At 70.0% G+C, this 18,539-nt stretch carries 19 protein-coding genes; 11 read left to right on the top strand and 8 right to left on the bottom strand.

What is annotated here, in order from left to right:
- Position 1: 1 nt before the first annotated feature.
- The 3 genes from ABT008_RS22740 (at position 2) to ABT008_RS22750 (ending at position 2,063) form a co-directional block, all read left to right on the top strand.
- Positions 2-904 (top strand): SDR family NAD(P)-dependent oxidoreductase, encoded by a 903-nt coding sequence (locus ABT008_RS22740; protein ID WP_350698233.1) that lies wholly within the window; start codon positions 2-4, stop codon positions 902-904.
- Between the two features lie 245 nt (positions 905-1,149).
- Positions 1,150-1,806 (top strand): hemerythrin domain-containing protein, encoded by a 657-nt coding sequence (locus ABT008_RS22745; RefSeq protein ID WP_350698234.1) that lies wholly within the window; start codon positions 1,150-1,152, stop codon positions 1,804-1,806.
- Positions 1,807-1,892: 86 nt separating this feature from the next.
- A complete protein-coding gene (locus tag ABT008_RS22750) occupies positions 1,893-2,063 on the top strand; it encodes a hypothetical protein (RefSeq protein WP_350698235.1) in 171 nt (56 codons plus the stop codon).
- A gap of 172 nt (positions 2,064-2,235) precedes the next feature.
- On the opposite strand, the gene ABT008_RS22755 is transcribed toward ABT008_RS22750, so the two are convergent.
- Positions 2,236-2,523, bottom strand: a complete 288-nt coding sequence (locus ABT008_RS22755) for a hypothetical protein (protein ID WP_350698236.1) — start codon at positions 2,521-2,523, stop codon at positions 2,236-2,238.
- 569 nt (positions 2,524-3,092) lie between these two features.
- On the opposite strand from ABT008_RS22755, the gene ABT008_RS22760 reads away from it, so the two are divergent.
- Entirely contained in the window at positions 3,093-5,537 is a 2,445-nt protein-coding gene (locus tag ABT008_RS22760; RefSeq protein ID WP_350698237.1) for an ATP-binding protein, read from the top strand.
- Positions 5,538-5,595: 58 nt separating this feature from the next.
- Here ABT008_RS22760 and ABT008_RS22765 read toward each other — a convergent pair whose 3' ends face one another.
- A complete protein-coding gene (locus ABT008_RS22765; RefSeq protein ID WP_350698238.1) occupies positions 5,596-7,101 on the bottom strand; it encodes a cellulose binding domain-containing protein in 1,506 nt (501 codons plus the stop codon).
- Between the two features lie 544 nt (positions 7,102-7,645).
- Here ABT008_RS22765 and ABT008_RS22770 point away from each other — a divergent pair.
- Positions 7,646-7,885, top strand: a complete 240-nt coding sequence (locus ABT008_RS22770) for a hypothetical protein (protein WP_350698239.1) — start codon at positions 7,646-7,648, stop codon at positions 7,883-7,885.
- Between the two features lie 5 nt (positions 7,886-7,890).
- Here ABT008_RS22770 and ABT008_RS22775 read toward each other — a convergent pair whose 3' ends face one another.
- Positions 7,891-8,742, bottom strand: a complete 852-nt coding sequence (locus tag ABT008_RS22775) for a LytTR family DNA-binding domain-containing protein (RefSeq protein WP_350698240.1) — start codon at positions 8,740-8,742, stop codon at positions 7,891-7,893.
- Positions 8,743-8,937: 195 nt separating this feature from the next.
- Here ABT008_RS22775 and ABT008_RS22780 point away from each other — a divergent pair, with 195 nt between their 5' ends.
- A complete protein-coding gene (locus ABT008_RS22780; protein ID WP_350698241.1) occupies positions 8,938-10,092 on the top strand; it encodes an acyltransferase family protein in 1,155 nt (384 codons plus the stop codon).
- A gap of 28 nt (positions 10,093-10,120) precedes the next feature.
- Here the strand turns inward: ABT008_RS22780 and ABT008_RS22785 are convergent, their stop codons facing one another.
- Genes ABT008_RS22785 through ABT008_RS22800 form a run of 4 tightly spaced genes read right to left on the bottom strand, consistent with a single transcriptional unit; the run spans position 10,121 to position 12,135 of the window.
- Entirely contained in the window at positions 10,121-10,495 is a 375-nt protein-coding gene (locus ABT008_RS22785; RefSeq protein ID WP_350698279.1) for a VOC family protein, read from the bottom strand.
- Positions 10,496-10,535: 40 nt separating this feature from the next.
- Entirely contained in the window at positions 10,536-11,522 is a 987-nt protein-coding gene (locus tag ABT008_RS22790) for an NAD(P)-dependent alcohol dehydrogenase (protein WP_350698242.1), read from the bottom strand.
- Positions 11,519-11,785, bottom strand: coding sequence for a hypothetical protein (locus ABT008_RS22795; RefSeq protein WP_350698243.1), 267 nt, complete (start codon positions 11,783-11,785; stop codon positions 11,519-11,521). Before ABT008_RS22795 ends, ABT008_RS22790 begins: the two co-directional genes overlap by 4 nt.
- Positions 11,782-12,135: an ArsR/SmtB family transcription factor gene (locus ABT008_RS22800; RefSeq protein WP_350698244.1), complete on the bottom strand. Its 354-nt coding sequence runs from the start codon at positions 12,133-12,135 to the stop codon at positions 11,782-11,784. Before ABT008_RS22800 ends, ABT008_RS22795 begins: the two co-directional genes overlap by 4 nt.
- Positions 12,136-12,624: 489 nt before the next feature.
- On the opposite strand from ABT008_RS22800, the gene ABT008_RS22805 reads away from it, so the two are divergent.
- The 4 genes from ABT008_RS22805 (at position 12,625) to ABT008_RS22820 (ending at position 17,324) form a co-directional block, all read left to right on the top strand.
- On the top strand, positions 12,625-13,476 hold the full coding sequence (locus ABT008_RS22805; protein ID WP_350698245.1) for a hypothetical protein: 852 nt from the start codon (positions 12,625-12,627) through the stop codon (positions 13,474-13,476).
- A gap of 224 nt (positions 13,477-13,700) precedes the next feature.
- Positions 13,701-14,282 (top strand): TetR/AcrR family transcriptional regulator, encoded by a 582-nt coding sequence (locus tag ABT008_RS22810; protein ID WP_350698246.1) that lies wholly within the window; start codon positions 13,701-13,703, stop codon positions 14,280-14,282.
- A gap of 204 nt (positions 14,283-14,486) precedes the next feature.
- On the top strand, positions 14,487-16,031 hold the full coding sequence (locus ABT008_RS22815) for an MFS transporter (protein WP_350698247.1): 1,545 nt from the start codon (positions 14,487-14,489) through the stop codon (positions 16,029-16,031).
- Positions 16,032-16,220: 189 nt separating this feature from the next.
- Complete coding sequence (locus ABT008_RS22820) at positions 16,221-17,324, top strand: glycoside hydrolase family 53 protein (protein ID WP_350698248.1); 1,104 nt, start codon at positions 16,221-16,223, stop codon at positions 17,322-17,324.
- A 125-nt stretch (positions 17,325-17,449) separates the two neighbouring features.
- Here the strand turns inward: ABT008_RS22820 and ABT008_RS22825 are convergent, their stop codons facing one another.
- Entirely contained in the window at positions 17,450-17,959 is a 510-nt protein-coding gene (locus ABT008_RS22825; RefSeq protein WP_350698280.1) for an O-acetyl-ADP-ribose deacetylase, read from the bottom strand.
- Positions 17,960-18,111: 152 nt separating this feature from the next.
- Between ABT008_RS22825 and ABT008_RS22830 the strand changes: the two genes are divergently transcribed.
- Complete coding sequence (locus tag ABT008_RS22830; RefSeq protein ID WP_350698249.1) at positions 18,112-18,507, top strand: hypothetical protein; 396 nt, start codon at positions 18,112-18,114, stop codon at positions 18,505-18,507.
- Positions 18,508-18,539 lie beyond the last annotated feature (32 nt).

Raw genomic sequence — 18,539 nt, forward strand, 5'->3', positions numbered from 1 at the left:
CATGAAGACCGTTCTGATGACCGGAGGCACGGCCGGTCTCGGCGCGTACGCCCTGGGGCAGTTGACGAAGTCCCCCGGCATAAGGATGTTGCTCGGCGTGCGGGGCGCCGGGCCGGCGGGCGTCGAGACGTACCCGCTTGACCTGGCCCGGCTCGACAGCGTCCGCTCCTTCGCGGCCACGGTGCGGGACCGGCTCGGGTCGACGGAGGTCGACGCGCTCGTGCTCAACGCGGGTGTCAGCCTGACCTCCGGCGACCAGCGCACGGCGGACGGCTTCGAAACAACCTTCGCCGTCAACCACCTCGCGCACTACCTCCTGCTACGGCTACTGCTGCCCCAGCTCGCACCGCGTGCCGTTGTCACGTTGACCACCAGCGGCACGCACGACCCGGCTATCAGGACCATGCTGAGCAGCACCCCGCCACGCCACGCCGACGCGCGGCTGCTGGCCAACCCGGAACGGGATCCGCAACGCGACGAGCAGCCCCGGGCGGCGGGCGGACGGGCCTACGCCTCGTCCAAGCTCTGCAACATCCTCACCATCCGGGGCCTCGCCGCCCAGCCGGAGGCATCACGGCTGCGGATCGTCGCGTTCGACCCGGGTCCGACACCGGGTACGAGCCTCCTGCGCAACACTCCGCTCCCGGTCCGACTCATCTGGCGAATGTTCGGCACCCCGCTGCGGGCACTGATGCCCCGATTCAACAGCGTCCCTGCTGCCGGGGGCGCGCTGGCCGACATCGCCTCGGGCCGTACGGTGCCGCCCGCCGGCGCCTACTACGCACGGCTCGTGCGAGGGCAGCTCACCTGGCCGTCCCCGTCCGAGCTGGCCCGCCGCGACGACGTGCGGGATCGCCTGTGGCGGGACAGCGCCGAACTGGTCGGGCTGCCGGTCACCCGCTAGGACGTGTCCGGCGCACGCAGCGCCACCCGACACCCGGCCGACCGGCCCCTCAGCATGAGGATGGTCGAAAGCCATGATCGGAGTAACGCCGGAATCGAGGTCGGTCGGCGTGGCGAGCGCCGCCGGTGGGTACACCCGTGCCCGTACGCGGCCGGACGATATGTCCGGCCACGTACGGGTTTCAGTGGGAGTCGGTCCACATCGGTGAGACCTGCCCTCCCTCGGATCGAGCGGAAAGAAGGACCATGGCCGACAGCCGTGACATGTACGTCGTGCACAGCCTCTTCAGGCGCGAGTTTCCGGCCGCTGCGGCCCTGGTCCGGACAGTACCTGCGGATGACGCCCCGGCTGCCGCCCGCGTCGCCGACCACGTGCTGCTGCTCACCGGCGCGTTGCACACGCATCACGTCGGTGAGGACACGCATGTCTGGCCGAAGTTGCGGCAACGCGGTCCGGACGAGATCGCGCCGCTGGTCGAGACCATGGAGAGTCAGCACGAGAGCCTGCACGCGGCGTTGGCCGACGTGGAGGACCGGGCGACCGTGTGGCGCCGCACCGCCAGCGTGGCCGACCGGGAGGCGCTGGCCGCAGCCGTCGAGGCGATGATCGCGCCGATGTCGGCACACCTGGACGCCGAGGAGGCCCACGTGCTGCCGTTGATCGACAAATACCTGACCGACGAGGAGTGGGCCGAGGCGGGTAAGCACGGGATGGCCTCGGCGCAGAAGAGCCAACTGCCGATGATCTTCGGGATGCTGCTGCACGACGCCCGGCCCGAACACACCGAGAGCCTCAAGGCGGTGGTCCCGGGCCCGGTCTGGTTCGTGCTCTCCCGCCTGGGACCCGTGGCCTACGGCAGGTACGTCCGGCGACTGGGCCTGGACCGGGTGAGCGCAGCCTGACCGTGCGGGGCGGCCGACCCGGACCGACCGCCCCCTGGCCTGCGGTGCGAGAGGCGGCGACGCCCGTCGTGGCGGATAATTGCCCGATGACAAATCCTGACCTCGATCCGGACGTCTATCCGCCCCTCGACCCTCGTGAACCCGTGCCGGACGACGTCGGCGAGCTTCTTCCCGACACGCCCGGCGAACTACCGGAGGCGCCGGTCGAGCCGTCGCCCGACGACGGTGATCCGGGAGGCGTACCCGAGCCGGCATGACGGCGGTCGCGGGCGGAGCCGATCAACACTCCCGGCCGCTACACCGTCGTCGGCGAGTTCACCGCCTGACCAGCACCGACAGGTGTCGCCCGGTCCGTCATCGCGGACCGGGCGACACTGTCATGCGTGCTGGTTCCTCGACGGTTCAGCGAGGGGAGCGACGACGCGGGGCTCAGTCCTGCCAGACGTTCAGGGCCCAGGCGAGGACGTACCAGACGCAGACGTACTCCCGGCCGGAGGCGACTCCGGCGATGTGGCAGGTGATCGGGTCGGGGAAGACGCCCTGGAGCAGCCAGGCACCCGCCGCGGCCTGCGTGACCGGCGCGGCGCTCACCGCCGTGTTGACGGCGGAAACGGGGGCGGCCTGGGCGGCCCCGGCCGTCGTACCCAGGCCGGTGGCCACCAGGGTGACCGCCAGGGTCGCCGTCGCCAGTCGCTGCCGCAATGATCTTTTGCGCATCGGGTTCTCCTCCCACGCGCCCGGGGCCGGATGTCCGGCCGAGGGCGTCCGTCGATGATCGATGCGTTCATGCTGCGCCGAGAACGGGCTCTGGTCGTCGGCCCACGATCTGACCTGCCGCGTACACCAGGCGGGTGATGCCGGCCTCCCGCGTCCCCCGGCAGGTGGACCCGCGCCGGTGCCGAAGCCCGCGATCGAGCCGTTTCGCAAGGGCTCGCCGCCCGCCGGCAGCGGGCATTCACGCCGGCACCCGAGCCTGAAGCGCAAAGGTGCGGCGGCAGCGTGTGGGCACGGCGGCGAAGGCAGGCCGACACTGATGCGGTCGGCGAAGCGTCGGGCAGGGCGGCCACGGGGGGAGCCGCCCTGCCCGACGATGCAACACGGTAGACCCCGCCATCCACACCGGACAAGCCGGAGGCGCCACGGACGGGATGAGCTGATTTCGATGGCTCGTCCCGGATTCTTCATGGCAATGCTCACACCCCGTATACGAGGGATCCGCTGATCGTCACTGACGTGCGAGCATCGACACCGGTACGTGAGTGCGGGCGTCGGGTGGTTGGGGGAACATGCCCACAGGTCAGGTACAGCGTGACCAGTTCGGAGACCTGCTCAGGGCCCTCCGTCTGGAGCGGGGGATGACCCAGGAAGAGCTCGCCGAGGCGGCCCGGTCCAGTGTCCGCGGCATCCGGGAGATGGAGCGCGGCCGGGTACGCAGTCCGCAGCGCCGCACGGTGGAGCTGCTCGCCGATGCCCTGCGACTGGCCGGGGCGGACCGGGACCGCTTCGTCGCCTCGGCCCGGGCCGCCCGGCAACCGTCAGACCCGGCCACCGGGCCACCCGACCGCCCGGCGCCGCAGCACAGCACGATGGTGCCGTCCGGACAGCCGGCAGTGGTCGTACCCGGAGAACTGCCCGCCTCCGTTCCGGACCTGGCCGGCCGGGCGGAGATCCTGGAACGCCTCTCGACGGTCGCCCACGACGTGGCCGCCGGACGGCCGGACACCGCCTCGGTGGTGGTGCTGTACGGGCCTCCCGGGATCGGCAAGACCAGCCTCGCCGTCGCAGCCGGACATCGACTCAGCCCGGCCTTCGCCGGCGGGCAACTCTTCGTCGACCTGCAGGGCGTCTCGCCGGACGGGCCGGTCGACCCGGCCGAAGCCCTGGCCGGACTGCTGCGGTCGCTCGGCGTGCCGGACACTCGGGTGCCGGTGTCACCGGCCGAACGGGGCGGCCTGTTCCGCACCCTCACTCGGGACCGACCGCTGCTGGTGGTCCTGGACAACGCCGCGAACGAGGCCCAGGTGCGCCCCCTGTTACCGGCCGGACCGGGATGTCTCGCGCTGGTCACCTGCCGGCGTCCGTTGACCGGACTCGCCGGTGCGCTCCGCCAGCCGCTCGACCTGCTCGACCCGGCAGCCGGTCGACACCTGCTCGCGGCGATCGTCGGGGCCGACCGGATCGCCGCCGAACCGCCCGCCGCCGACCAGCTCGTCCACCTCTGCGGCCGGCTGCCGCTGGCCCTGCGGATCGCCGGCAACCGCCTGGCCAGCCGACCCCAGTGGTCAGTCGGTTGGTTGGTGGACCTGCTCCGCGACCAGCGCCGGCGGCTGACCGTGCTGACCGCCGGCGACCTGGGCGTGCGCTCCGCGTTCGAGGTGTCCTACCGACAGATGGACCCGAGGACCGCGCAGGTGTTCCGGCGGGCCTCGCTGATCCCCGGCGCTGACTTCGCACCCGGGCTGGTCGCCGCCGTGGCCGGCGTCGACGAGGAGGCCGCGGCGGCGGCCCTGGAGGAGTTGGTCGAGGCCGGTGTCCTCGTGGCGACGGGGGACCGGTACCAGTTCCACGACCTGGTCCGGCTCTACGCCCAGGAACGCCTCGACGCCGAGGAGGACCAGTCCTGCCGGACGGCAGCGCACGATCGGATGACCCGCTGGCTGCTGCGGCGCACCCGGCAGGCCGGCGCGATGTTCGAACCGGTTGCCTGTCGGACCGACTCCCCGTTCGCCGGTGACCGGGCGGCGGCGTCCTGGTTGGACCAGGAGTCCGGCAACTGGCTGGCGGCCCTGCGGGACGCGGCCCGATGCGGTCGGCACGCCGACGTGGTCGCGGTCGCCAGGGCACTGCACTGGTACTCCGACGCCAACAGCCACCGGCACCCCTGGGACGAGATCTTCTCCCTGGGCGTGGCCGCCGCCCAGGCCACCGGCAGCCCTCGCGACGAGGCGGTCCTGCTGAACTTCCTGGGCTGGGCCCGGTACTTCTGCCGGGACCGCAACACCGACGGGCTGACCGCCCTGGGACGGGCGCTGGAGCTCGCCCGGCGGATCGGGGACCGCCGAGAGGAGGGGTGGGCGCTGACCTACACCGCCGTGATCTTCATCCGGACCGGTCGGGCCGGATGGGCTGTCGACCACTGCCGCCGGGCCGTGGGCCTGTTCCGCGAGGTCGGGTACGCCCTCGGCGAGCACAGCGCGGCGAGCGTGCAGGGCGGGGCGCTGGCCGCGCTCGGCCGGTTCGCCGAGGCGGCCGAGTTGCACCGCGAGGTCTTGGCGTTCTACGGCCGGGGCAACGGCCTCAGTCGTACCGGCGCGGCGGTGGCCGGCGCCGGGGCGATGATGAGTCTCGGAGCGGACCTGGCCGGGATGGGCCGGTGGCGGGAAGCCGCTGACGCGTACGCCGACGCGCGGCGGGTGTTCCACAGGTGTGGCGCGACGTTCAGCGAGGCCAACGCCATCCGCCAGTACGGGCTCGCCCTTCAGGCGTTGGGTGAGGCCGACGCGGCAGGCGAGGCGTTGCAGGCGGCGCTGGCGCTGTACGCCGCGCTGTGCTGCCCGTGGTGGGAGGCGCAGACCCTGTACGCGCTCGCGGCGTTGGCCGACGCGGCCCCGGCCCGGGCTGTCGAGGCCGACCTGCTGCGCCAGCGGGCCCTGGACCGCTGCGGCGAACTGGACGCCCCCGAGGTACGGACCCTTCGCGCCACCCTGCGACGGGAACTGGCGCGGGCCTGACCGGACATACACCGGGCCCCGCCGACGATACGGCGGGGCCCGGTACCGGTGAACAGGGTCAGTTGCAGGTGGTGCCGTTGAGGGTGAACGGCGCCGGGGTGGCGGGCGTGCCGTTCGCGGTGAAGCCGATGTTGACGGCGCCGCCGGTCGGGATGGCGGCGTTGTGGTTCTCGTTGGTGACGGTCACCGCCGCACCGGTCTGCTGGAAGACGCCGTTCCAGTGTCCCTGGACGAGTTGCCCGCCGGGGAAGGACCAGCCCAGCGACCAGCCGTTGACGGCCGGGCCGTCGTTGTAGACGGTGACGCTGGCGGTGTAGCCGGTGGACCACGAATCGGTGACGACGAACGAGACCCGGCAGGTGCTGACGATCGCCGTCGCCGGCACGATGTTGCCGTAGTCGTCGCGGGCGGTGGCGAAGTCCTGGAACCCGAAGCCCGGGCCGGCCGACCGGGTGGTGGTGCCGGCAGCGAGCACGGTGCCGTTGGCGTTCACGGCATAGACCGGACCACCGCTGTCACCGCCCCGGGCGGCCTCGTCGCCGTCGAGCTGGGTGGCCTCGACGAGATCCTCGATGTCGTCGTAGTGGAAATCGACCCGCAGGTTGCAGACCGGACCGCCGAGCTCACCCGCCGAGGTGTACCCGGACTGGCACAGCAGCTGGCCGGGGTACACCTCGGTCCAGCCGACCACCTGGGCGCGTACCTCGTCGTGCTGGCCGCCGACATAGAGGTGGTCGCCCGGCGACGACGTCGAGATGATCATCGTGTCGTGGTCGTCGTTGCTGTCGACCGCGTAGCCCACCAGCGTCCCGGTGTTGGTGCTCGTGTTCCACCCGACGTGCCACGGCGAACCGATGGCGCCGCAGTGCTCGGCGGTGAGGACGTACCCGGCGTTGGTGTCCGCGTTGCGCACGCCGAAACCGGCGGTGCACCCGGGGGTGGTGAACCCGATGCCCGAGCCGCCGTCGAACGGCGCCGCGTCGTTGGCCCGTGACCGCTCGACCATGCGGTCACGCTCCACGAAGCTGGTCCGCACACCGGTGGCCGGCAACGTCGGCCGCGTGACGCCGGAAGCGCCGTCCACCGCGACCTCGATGCCGGCGCCGTCCGTACGCACCCGCACCGCGTGGACCGCGTCCGCCGGATCGGCCTCCACCGCCCGGGTGATCCTGGCCGCCGCCGTCCGCAGCTCGGCGCGGGAATAGGCGGCGCGGGTCACCTCGACCGGCGCGATCCGGCGGGCGGACGTGACGGCGGCGACGATGTCGGTGGGCACCGCACCCTTCCACCACAGGGTGACGTGGTCGTCGACGAGCCCGATACCGGCGTAGCCGCGTGCCGGCGCGCGGTCCACCGCGGTGCGGATGACGTTGGCCGCGTCGACCAGCGGCGCCTGGGCGACCATCCGGTCCAGGGTCGGGGCCGGGATCAGGTCGAGGATGGAGGCGGCGGCCTCCGGCTCGCCGGTCTGCGAGTACGCGGAGGCGGGACCGTTGATCGCCGTCGCACCGACCAGTGCCCCGACGACCACCGCACAGGTGATCGCTTTCCGAATGCGTGTCATGACAGTGAGTCAAGCGGCGTCCGATGGTCCGAGACAGGCAGGACGCCCGGCAGGAGTCAACCTGCCGGGCATGTGCCGGTGGTCTGCCGGATGCGGAACCCGCACCGGCCCCGGGCTCCGGCAGCAGCACCGATCAACCGGTGCGCGGACGCATCACGCTCCAGGTCCCGACGGCGCTCGCGGCCGTCGCCATGACCAGGCATCCGAGGACGGCCCAAGTCAGAGGATGGCCGTGGAGGTGCACCGTTACCCGGGTCGCGGTCTCCGCGCTCAGACCCGAGGCGACGCCGGCCAGCGGTGGCAGGGTGGCGAGCAGGCCCAGCCTCCGAGAAGCGGGCGCGCTCTTGCGAGTACAGCATCGCTCGATCCGGGATCGAGTGGCTATCGCGGCGCTTGGATACCACTCGATCCCGGATCGAGCATGATCTTGCGGCCGAGGTGTGAACCTGCGCCGGAGCATGCTGGCCCCGCCTCGTGCCTACGAGACGACTGCCATCCATGCCACGTACGCCGTCAGTCTCGACACTCCGCGATTGGCCGCAGGGTGGGCCGAGCCTTCGCGGACCGGCCACGACGGGTACGGCTGTTCCTGGACACCTACGGATGGGACGGCTCGGTCGGCCAGTTCATCGACGTCGTCCGCGACCGCGTCAGCGCCTCCGCCCAGGGCGTCCGACACACCGCAACAACCGGCGACCCGGCCTACCAGCAGATGATCGAACACGGCATCGACGTGGCGTTGGAGACAGCGGTGAAAGAGCTGGCCGACTTCCCGGACGCGTAGCCACGCTACTGCGGGGGTGCGTTGTCGGGCAGGGACAGCCGGTCGCGGTAACGCCGGGAACCCTTGACAGTCGTACCGTCGGCAAGGTGGATCTCCACGTCGCCGCTGCGTGTCGGACGCACCTCGGTGATCTGTTCCCGGTTGACCAGCCGTGAGCGGTGGACGCGGACCACGTCGACCTTGGCGCTGTGCAGTTGCTGTTCGAGATCGTTGAGCGTTGTCCGCGGCAGGTAGGACTTCCCGGCGGCCATGACGTCGACGTAGTTGCCGCTGGCCTGTGCCCAGGAGAAGTCCCGGGCACGCAGGTGGATCGTGTGGCCCTGGGATTTCAGGGTGAGTCGGCCGCTCTCGCGTGCGTCGGCCCGTGCCGCCGCCGTCTCCTGGCGCCCGAGTTCGATCTGACGGGAGAGCGTCAGGAGCCCGGTGATGACGACGAAGAGAAACAGGTCCTTGCGGTACTCGTAGAGCAGATCGGTCAGCGGGTCGACGAAGAATGCGTACGCCTTACCGGTTGCCAGGGGAATCAGGACCGTGCGTAAACCAACCATGATTCCGACATGGGCCAATGAGAACGGCACGCTCGCCGCGAGCAGCACTGCGCCGTGCCGCAGCGTCATTCCCGACACCAAGGGGACGCGGCGTTCCAGGGCGGCGACGGCGGGAACGAGCAGCAAGGCCCCGACCACGCTGGTCATTTCCAGCAACCACGGTTCAGCCCACTGGACATCACCGGTGGAACGCCGAGCATCGGTGACGAGTGTCATCGCGTTGACCGCCGCCACCAACGGGAACGTCACGACACAGATCAGCGCGACGCGTACCCAGGTCCGACGCTCCAGCTCGTGGTCCGTGCTCACCGAAGGGGCCGCCACTGCGCGGCATCGGGAAGATCGTCGTGCTGCACCACTCGTCCCTGACCGGCGGTGCGAGTCCGCCACCGGTCCCGGCCGTCCGCCGCCCGTCCCCGCCGGCTTTCGACCCCTCGGTCGGTGTGCCTAGCGTGCGAGGTGCGACCCGAGGTAATGCGACCCCCGTTGGAAAGTTGCGATGCGATGACCCCCACCAGATCCCCCCGTCGTCATGACCTGGACTGGTTGCGCGTCCTGGCCTTCGCCACCCTCATCCTCTATCACGTGGGAATGTTCTATGTCACGTGGGATTGGCACGTGAAGAGCGACCACATGTCGCCGTATCTCGAACCGCTGATGTCCCTGGTCAATCCATGGCGGCTGGCGTTGCTGTTCTTCATCTCCGGGGTGGCGCTGCGATTCCTGCTCGACTCCCGAGGGCCGCGCGCGGTGGCCTCGGACCGGATCGACCGGCTGCTGCTTCCCCTGGGATTCGGCATGCTCGTGGTGGTCATGCCGCAGGCCTACGTGGAACTGCGCGCCAAGGGCGAGATCGAGCCCGGACTGCTCGGGTTCTTTCCCCGATACCTTTCGCCTTTCGAGTCCTTCTCCGTGGTCACCCCGACCTGGAACCATCTCTGGTTCCTCGCCTACGTGCTGGTCTACAGCCTGCTGCTGGCGGCCTGCCACACGCGGATGAGCCGGGTACGCGCCAGGATGGGCCCGGCGGCGGCAACGGTGCTCAGACGCAATCCGTGGCTGGTACTGGTGGTGCCGGCGCTACCCGCCATGACCTACGCGATCGTTCTCGATCCTGCCTTCCCGCCGACGCACATGATGATCAACGACTGGGCCACCCACGCGCACAGCCTCACCATGGTGCTGCTCGGGTGGTTCGCGGCCAAGAGTGCGACGTTCTGGTCGGCGATCCGGGCCTGTCTGGTGCCGGCGCTGCTGATCGCAGTCGGTCTGGGCGCAGCGCTGTCGCTGTCCAGCGGCGTCGACACCGGCAGGTCGGGGACACTGTTCACGGTGACGCAGGAGGTCTATGCCTGGGCGGTCATCGCCTCGGTGCTGGGTCTGGCGCAGCGGTTCCTGGCACGGCCGTCACGGGCGCTGACGTACGCCACCGAGGCGGTGTTGCCGTGGTACATCCTGCATCAGAGCATCACCGTCGTCCTGGGGTACGCGTTCCTCGGCAGCACCGTGTCTCTGTGGATCGAGGCGTCGGTGATCCTTCTCGGCACCCTGCTCGGGTGCGCGGTGCTGCACGAACTGCTGATCCGACGGGTCTGCTGGATCCGCCCGCTGTTCGGACTCAAGCGCAGGGCGACTCCGGCCCGCGCCATGAGCCGGTAGCTCGTCGCTGCCACGTGGGCGGAGGCCGTCAACCGAGCAAGTCCCAGCGGTTGCCGGCGATGTCCAGGAAGACCGCGACGCGTCCGTAGGGCTCGGTCCGCGGCTCGCGGACGAAGGTGACCCCGGCATCGACCATCCGGGCGTACGAGGCGTCGAAGTCGTCGACTCGGAGGAAGAAGCCGACCGGCCCGGCGGCCTGGTCACCCACGGCAGCGCGCTGGTGCTCCCCGTCGGCGCGGGCGAGCAGGATCGCGGTCTGCGCGCCGGGTGGCCTTACCACGACCCACCGCTTGGGTCGTCCGTCGTTGGTCAGCGACGGTGAGTCCTCCACCAGGTCGAAGCCCAGCACGTCGGTGAAGAACGCGATGGCCGGGTCGTAGTCGTCCGAAGGCGCTGTCAGGATCGAGGGGCCGACTGCGCCTCTGGACGGACTGGCCGACGCCTCACAGGGTGATGACCACCTTGCCGCGTGCGTGCGCGTCGGCGAGGTACTGGAATGCCTCGGCGGTCTGCCCGAGCGGATACGTACGGTCGACGACCGGCGCGAGACTGCCCGCGTCGACGAGGTGCGTCAGCGCCAGCAGGTCGGCCTTCCGGCCGATCGACGAGAGTGGTCGTACCGGACGCCGCCGCAGGAAGGGCGCGGTCAGCATCGTGGTGAGGTTGCGTTCGAACCCGCCCAGCAGTGGACCACCGTTCTCCACCCCGACCAGGACGAGCGTTCCGGTCGGGGTGAGGAGTCGGCGGAGCCGGTTCACCGGGTGGTCACCGATCAGGTCGACGATGACGTCGAAGCGCTGTCGACTCTGGGTGACGTCCTCGCGGGTGTAGTCGATGACGTGGTCGGCGCCGAGCGACCGGATCAGATCGACCTTGGTGGAGCTGCCCACGCCGGTCACCTCGGCTCCGTACGCCCTGGCGATCTGGACGGCGAAGGTGCCGACTCCGCCGGCGGCGCCGATGACGAGGACCCGCTGCCCGGGTCGGGGTCGGGTCCGGCCGTTGAGGGCCTGCAGGGCGGTCATGCCGGAGACCGGTACGGCGGCGGCCTGCGCGAACGTGAGCGTTGCCGGCTTCGGTACGAGGTTCTTCGCCGGGATCGAGGCGAACTCGGCGTACAGGCCGGTGCCCCAGCCGAGCACCTCGTCACCCGGTGCGAACTCGGTGACGGCGCTGCCGACGGCATGCACCTCACCGGCGCCCTCGGTGCCCGCGACCCGGTGTCTCGGCGCGCGGGGTCCGACGACGCGGACCGCGTACGGCCGTCCGGCGAGCAGGATCCGGTCGCCCCGGTGGATGCCGGCGGCCCGGACCCGTACCAGGACGTGGTCCTTGCCGGGTTCGGGCCGCGCGACGTCGCGCAGGGCCAGAGTGTCCGGGGTGCCGTAACGCTCCTGGGTGATGGCCTTCATGGTGGCCGCCGCGCTCATTCCACGGTCCGCAGGATCTGCTCGATGGAGGCGGTGCGGGTCCGCAGCTCGGAGACGTCGGCGGCCACCCGCTGCTGGGCGTCCAACGTGTTCTCGGCCAGCTTCTCGTACCGGCCCACGAGCTGCCGCAGCTCCTCGTCGCGCTGGGCGTCGATCCGGTTCTTGCGGAATTCGAGGACGGTGGCGGCGGTGCCGCCGAGGATCAGGAAGGCGAACAGCAGCAGACCGAGTACGAGGACCGTCTCGGGCCAGGTCTGTGTCATCGGGAGCGCTCCTTCGGTGCCGGACCCGTCGTGGGTTCGGAGCTGGTGAGGGTCTGTGCGGCGGCGACGAGCGCCGACGCGGTCAGGTGCAGGTCGAACTCGGTGACCTCGTAGTACTTCATGGCCTTGCCGTCGTCGGACAGTTCCAGGCTGCCGGTGATCAGGCCGGCGGCTTCCAGCCGTTGCAGGTGCATGTGCAACAGGGGTCGGCTCACGCCGATCTCGCGCGCCAGGTGGCTCACGTAGTCACGACCACCGGCGAGTTTCGCCATGATCCGCAGTCGGAGCGGATTGGCGAGTGCGGCCAGCATCTCGACCAGCTCGTCGCCGGTCGGCTGGGCCACTGTCATCATCCGCCTCCATATGTAAGAGATGCCTTACGGGTGTAAAGCTAACACCACAGGTGTGGCGCGACAAGTCCGGGCGGCGCACCCCGGCAAGACACCCGCCCGAACTCGCCAGGGTGCGCCGTTCCCCGCGCTCCGAGCCACACGGCAGCACTCTCGGACCCGACGGCGCGCTGTGGAGCGCCCTCGAGAACGGCACCATGGCCCGCATCACCACCCGCTGATGGAGGCCGCGCGCCCGGTCGGCCAGAGCCGGTACCCGTGGTGGAGTCGTCCGGGGCTGTCGATGTCAGCGCAGGTCGAGCCGCATGAGCACGCGCGGGAACCCGGCCAGCACCGAGGTGGTCTCGGCCGCCCCGTGGGGGCGGCGCCCCCACACCAGACCGACCTCGCTATTCCTGCGCCAGGTTCAGATTGACGCTTTCAGGTCGAATGAGCACAGCGGATGAATCTCGCTCGACACGCTTCTGGCCGGTCGGCAGACTGCTGCAGGTGACAGTCGAGAGGGTGTTCCCGGAGGATGCGCTAAGGGTAATCAGGTTCGGTCTCTTCGAGCCGACCGTGTGGTACGAGGGCAGCGCATGGCGGTGGGACGTCCTCGATCCCTGGGCGGCTGACAACTCCGCGATCCTGGATGCTCTCCGGCAGGTCGGCGAGGCGCGAATGGCTGCCGTCACGTTGGATTCCAATGACCTGTGCGCGTTGTACGCGCTGAGCCGGGTTGCCGAAGTGCTTCTTCTGTCCAGCCAGCCGCCCGCCGTCGGCGCTGACAATCCTGGAGACCGACTGCCGGCCTCGGCGTACCGCGAGTTCGTCGCAGCGATCGGCGGGACATTTCCAAAGCAGGAGGAGTTTCATCCCTTCCTGCACGAGATCGTCGAGGTCGAGTCGGCCGACGATCCACAGGCGGGACCCGAGCTCGTCGCGCAGTGGTGGCCCGGTTGCCTCATCGGATCGATGCTGTTCGTCCGTGCTGGCGTGCGCGTCCGTGCCGGGGCCCACCGGATTGACCCCGTGCTTGCCACGACCTCGCCGTTGTACTGGGCGTGGTGGCGGCGGCATAGGCCGGTGGTCGACTTGTCCCAGGGGTGGGGCAGCAATTCGCAGTGGAGCACGGAGTTTCGCCGTGACTACCGGCTGGCCGACTCATTCGTCTACAACGTGGACGCCGCCTTGGAGGCGCGTACTCCGCATCCCGGCGGCCCGCCCTTCAACAGGGACGTCGACTTTCTGCGCCACCGATGCAGCACCCTGGTGGCCTATGGGACGGAGGAGTGGGTTTGGGACAGCCACCACACTGAGCCGATTCCTACCACCGCGCCAACGTCACCGCTAGCGCCCTGACACAAGCGTTCGCCGGGTAAGTCAGGTGGCGTTGCGCCAGCTCAGCGGTTTGATGCAGGCGGCGATCGAGGGTGGGGTGGTGGTCGGATCCGGCGATCACCACCAGTGCCGCCAGTCCGTCGTGTGAAGATCGCGTTCTGGCGCCTCAGCGAACCGCTTGACTGTCCGCTTGTGCTGTACTGTCGCCCAAATGGTCGGTAGCGGGGTCGAGGGTGGGTGTGCCGGTGACTGAGGGGCGGCAGACGCGGAACGCCGAGCGCACCCGGCGGGCGGTGCTCGACGCGGCCACTCCGATGCTCCTGGAGAGAGGCGACGCCATCACCCTGGCGCAGGTCGCCTCGGCCGCCGGCGTGTCGAAGAGCGGCCTGATCCACCACTTCGGCAGTCGGGAGCAGTTGGTGATCGCCGTGGTGGAGGACATGTACGAACGCTTCGGGGAGGCGGTCCTCGGCCACCTCGACCTGTCGGAGAACTACCCCGGCAAGATGCTCCGTGCCTACGTCCGCGCACTCTGCGCCGGGAGCGCCGACGCGGTGGCGGCGCGCGACGTCACGTCGGCGCCGATCTGGAACGGCCTGTACGCGATCCCCGGGGTTGCCGCAGTGGTGCGCGAGCGTGGTGTGTGGTGGAGCGAGCAGTTCGCCGCCGACGGGCTGAGTGCCGAGCGGATCCAGCTCGTGCGTCGAGCCGCTGAGGGTGTCGCGCTCGCGGTCCTGCACGGGGAAGAGGATGAAGCGAGCATCGCGACTGCGCGCCGGCTCCTGCTCGACCTCGCCACCGACGGCACCTTCCCCGCACCCATCTGACTTTCTGTCTACTCCTTCGGGTCCGCTGCGCCGGCTGGCGCAGCGGACCTCTTTGCGTGGCGAGAGGGCTGGCGGACAGGTGACGTGTCGAACCTGACCGCACGATCACCCGGCTCAACAGGCCATCCGTGTTGTCTAACCGACCATCTGGACGGTAACTTGAGCGGAGATCACCGCCCCGCCGACTGCTGACGAGGAATCGTGATGATTGACGCCCCTCCCAAGGCCACCACCAGGACCTGGCTCGGCCTCGCCGTTCTCGTCCTGCCCCTGCTTCTGATCACGATCGACGGCACCGTCCTGATCCTGGGGCTGCCCGCGATCTCCGCCGACCTGAGCCCCACCGGCATCGAGCAGCTCTGGATGATCGACATCTACTCACTCGTCCTCGCCGGTCTGCTCGTGGCGATGAGCACCGTGGGTGATCGTTTCGGCCGACGACGCAACCTGCTCATCGGCGCGGTCGTCTTCGCGATCGCCTCCGTTGCCGGCGCGCTGGCCACAGCGCCATGGATGCTGATCGGCGCCCGCGCTCTCCTGGGCGTGGGCGGTGCGATCATGATGCCCTCGACGCTGTCGTTGGTACGCAACATGTTCCTCGACCGGCAGCAGCGTCGTTACGCGATGGCCGTGTGGGGCGCGATGGCGTCAGTCGGTGCGGCGGTCGGGCCGATCCTCGGTGGCTGGGTCATCGAGGCATTCAGTTGGCAGGCCGCGTTCCTGATGAACATCCCCGTGATGCTGCTCCTCGTGATCGTCGGTCCGCTCCTGCTGCCCGAGAGTCGCAACCCCGCGCTGCACAGGATCGACCTGCCCAGCGTCGGACTCTCCCTGGTGGGCATGGTCGGCGTGGTTTACGCCGTCAAGACCCTGGCCGGCGGCAAGGACACCGGTCTGGCGGTGGCGGCCCTCGTCGTCGGCCTGATCGCGGTCGTCCAGTTCGTGCGCAGGCAGCTCACCCTGCCGACGCCGCTCATGGAGGTCCGGCTGTTCGGGGTGCGGCACTTCCGGGGCGCCGTCATCGGAGATCTGCTGTCGATCTTCGCGATGGTCGGCGCGCTGGTCGCGCTCGTCCAGCACCTCCAACTCGTGCTCGGCCTCAATCCACTCCAGGCGTCCGTCTGGCTCATACCCCAGGCGCTCCTCGCCGGCACCGCCGGATTCGTCGCGGCGACTCTGGTCAAGCGCATCCTTCCCGCGTACGTCATCGCGGCCGGACTCCTGATCGCCGCCACCGGTTTCGGGCTGACCACCTTCCTGGCACCGACATCGAGCCCCGCCCTGGTCGCCACCTCCCTCGCACTGGTCTCACTCGGCGCGGGTGTCGGACTGACGCTCAGCAACGACATCATCATGAGTTCCATCAAGCCCGAACGAGCCGGACAGGCCGCCGCGACCTCGGAGACCGCGTACGAGGTCGGCACGACGCTGGGCACGGCCGTGCTGGGTGGGATGCTCGTCGCCTGGTACACCAGGGCGTTCACCGCCGGCACCGAGGCGCTGCACCTGCCGGCGTCCCTGGCCGAACGGGCGTCCTCGACGATGGCCGAGGCGCTGCTGGTCGCCGGCGAGGTCGACGGCCGCACCGGAGCCGCCATCCTCGACGTCGCGACGACCGCGTTCACCGACGCGATCACCGTCACCGGCGCGATCGGCGCAGCCATCATGGTTCTCGCCGCGATCTGGGCCCTCGTCACACTACGAGGTGCCGCCGCGAACGCGGATCTCGCCGCGGAGCACGAGCACTGACCCGTACCGCCAGCCAGCGTATCGATGTGCGTCGACACATGGCCGGTTGGCTGCCACACTGGACCCACCTCTCACCACGGTCCGCCGGCGCGCCCACCACCACCTCACCTGGTCCCCGAGCCGTCCGGTAGTTCCGCCGGACGTGCCCGCTCCCGGGCGGGCATCGCATCCTCCATGTGAAGGAGCGCCATGAAACCGTCCCTCCGGGCCGTCCTGGCGGTCGTCGTCCTCGCCGCCCCGCTGGCCCTGACCGCCCCCGCGCAGGCGGCCACCACCCTCACCATGCGCGGCGCCGACGTCTCGTCGCTGCAACGCAGCCTGGACCTCGGCGCGCGCTACTACAACGCCTCCGGCACCCAGGCCGACCCCTACGACATCCTCGCCGCCAAGGGCGTCAACTACCTGCGGCTGCGCGTCTGGAACAACCCGGCCAGCGGCTACAACAACAAGGCGAAGGTGCTCCAGCAGGCCAGGACGATCAAGGCGAAGGGCTTCAAGCTCCTGATCGACTTCCACTACTCGGACACCTGGGCCGACCCCGGCAAGCAGTATCCGCCCGCGGCCTGGGCCAACCACTCGCTCAGCCAGTTGCAGACCGACGTCTACACCTACACCCACGACGTGTGCAGCGCCCTGAAGGCACAGGGCACCACCCCGGACGCGGTGCAGATCGGCAACGAGATCAACGTGGGCATGCTGTGGCCGACCGGGCGGGTCGTCAACAACAACTTCGCCCCGCTGGCGAGCCTGCTCAAGCAGGGTTACCACGCCACCAAGGCGTGCAACAGCGGCACCCAGGTGTGGATCCACACCGCCAACGCCGACAGCTTCGCCAACGCCCGCTGGTTCTACGACGGCATCCGGGCACAGGGCGTCACCTGGGACGTCACCGCCCTGTCCTACTACTGCATGTGGCACGGTTCCCTGGCGAACCTGTACAACGTGATCGTCGACGTGAAGTCCCGCTACGGCAAGCCGGTGGTGCTCGCCGAGACCGCGTACCAGTTCACCACGGCCGACGCCGACCACCAGGGGAACGCGATCCCCGGCACCGTGCTGTGCGACAACATCCCGGCCACCTGGGCCGGGCAGGCACAACAGTTCACCTGGGTCCAGAACACCGTGCGCAACGCTGGCGGCGTGGGCGTCTTCTACTGGGAGCCGACCTGGTACGCGATCCGGGGCAACGGCTGGGACCCGGCGGACATCAACGGCACCGGCAACGGTTGGGACAACATGGCCGTCTTCGACTGGACCGGACGCGTCAACCCGCACGTGGTCTGGACCCCGTGACCCGCCCCGTGGTCCGGCGGATGAGCCCGCCGGGCCACCGGTGGACCACGGCCGGGCCGTGGGCACGGTAGCACCCGGACAGCGCGGGGCACCGGTCTGGCGGGGCACCGTGGCTGCCGGACGGGTCAGGCAGTGGCAGCCACTGCGGCTTCCAGATGCTTGCGGGAGTCGTCGTCGAACGCGACGAGTCGTACCCGTTGCACGTCTGTCGAAGCGGACCTGATCGTTGCTACCGCGATCCGGGCAGCCTGGTCGGGAGGAAAGCCGTACACGCCGGTGGCGATGGCCGGGAAGGCGACGGTCCGGGCATCGAGCTCGTCGGCGACCTGCAGACTTCGGCGGTAGCAGGAGGCCAGAACGTCTGCTTCACCGTGATCGCCGCCCTCCCAGATCGGCCCGACGGTGTGGATGATGTGCCGTACCGGTGGGTCGAGGTCGAACGCCGGAGTCGGCATCGCGTCTCCCGGCTCGCAGGGGCCGATCGCACCCCCGGCCTGCGCCAGGCGAGGCCCGGCAGCGCGGTGGATCGCGCCGTCGACACCACCGCCGCCGAGCAGTGACTCGTTCGCGGCCGTGACGATGGCGTCCACCTGCTCTCTGGTGATGTCACCCGTCACGATCTCAATCCCCACCACAGCAGGATCCTGGCACATCAAACGAGGCCGCGCCGACCTGTCGTCGCCGACTGGTGAATCGCAGGCGGAGGTGAAGAGAAGTTCATCAATTGTTTGGTTTGGGCCCTGACAACAGCGGCAACTATGTGCCTCGGCTCAGGGTGAGGATCACAATGGAGGTTTCGGCCTTGGCCGTGGACACGCTGGTGGAGACGAAGCGGCCGGGATGGCCGGAGATCCTCGTCGGGCTGGCCGTGATGGCGCTGGTCGGCTACGGCCTCCCCATCACCCTCGACCGGACCGGAGCCGCCGACGGGCTCAGCCCGGTCACGTCCGGCCTCATTCTGGCCGCACTCTCGGGTGTCGCCGGTCTCATCGCATTCGCCGCCGCCGCGCGCATCCGCTCCACGAACTGGAGCGACCTCGGCGTCCGCACGACGACCGGCCGTTGGGCTGCTGACCGGACCCTGCCACGCGACGACACACGGGGACGCTCGAAGCTGAGGCGCCGGTTCGTGGCCGGGTCACGCTGGTGCGCCACATCAGACGTCGGCGAGGGGCAGCAGTGACATGTGCTCAGCGTCCACTGCGATCAGGATGA

This window comes from Micromonospora sp. NPDC002389, from assembly GCF_040296095.1.
In the GTDB taxonomy this organism is placed as follows: Bacteria; Actinomycetota; Actinomycetes; order Mycobacteriales; family Micromonosporaceae; genus Micromonospora.

Bases quoted from the DNA above. Each gene is read 5' to 3' on its own strand.
- ABT008_RS22740 (WP_350698233.1), top strand. From the start codon at position 2: ATGAAGACCGTTCTGATGACCGGAGGCACGGCCGGTCTCGGCGCGTAC.
- ABT008_RS22745 (WP_350698234.1), top strand. From the start codon at position 1,150: ATGGCCGACAGCCGTGACATGTACGTCGTGCACAGCCTCTTCAGGCGC.
- ABT008_RS22750 (WP_350698235.1), top strand. From the start codon at position 1,893: ATGACAAATCCTGACCTCGATCCGGACGTCTATCCGCCCCTCGACCCT.
- ABT008_RS22755 (WP_350698236.1), bottom strand. From the start codon at position 2,523: ATGCGCAAAAGATCATTGCGGCAGCGACTGGCGACGGCGACCCTGGCG.
- ABT008_RS22760 (WP_350698237.1), top strand. From the start codon at position 3,093: ATGCCCACAGGTCAGGTACAGCGTGACCAGTTCGGAGACCTGCTCAGG.
- ABT008_RS22765 (WP_350698238.1), bottom strand. From the start codon at position 7,101: ATGACACGCATTCGGAAAGCGATCACCTGTGCGGTGGTCGTCGGGGCA.
- ABT008_RS22780 (WP_350698241.1), top strand. From the start codon at position 8,938: ATGACCCCCACCAGATCCCCCCGTCGTCATGACCTGGACTGGTTGCGC.
- ABT008_RS22790 (WP_350698242.1), bottom strand. From the start codon at position 11,522: ATGAGCGCGGCGGCCACCATGAAGGCCATCACCCAGGAGCGTTACGGC.
- ABT008_RS22795 (WP_350698243.1), bottom strand. From the start codon at position 11,785: ATGACACAGACCTGGCCCGAGACGGTCCTCGTACTCGGTCTGCTGCTG.
- ABT008_RS22800 (WP_350698244.1), bottom strand. From the start codon at position 12,135: ATGACAGTGGCCCAGCCGACCGGCGACGAGCTGGTCGAGATGCTGGCC.
- ABT008_RS22815 (WP_350698247.1), top strand. From the start codon at position 14,487: ATGATTGACGCCCCTCCCAAGGCCACCACCAGGACCTGGCTCGGCCTC.
- ABT008_RS22820 (WP_350698248.1), top strand. From the start codon at position 16,221: ATGAAACCGTCCCTCCGGGCCGTCCTGGCGGTCGTCGTCCTCGCCGCC.
- ABT008_RS22830 (WP_350698249.1), top strand. From the start codon at position 18,112: ATGGAGGTTTCGGCCTTGGCCGTGGACACGCTGGTGGAGACGAAGCGG.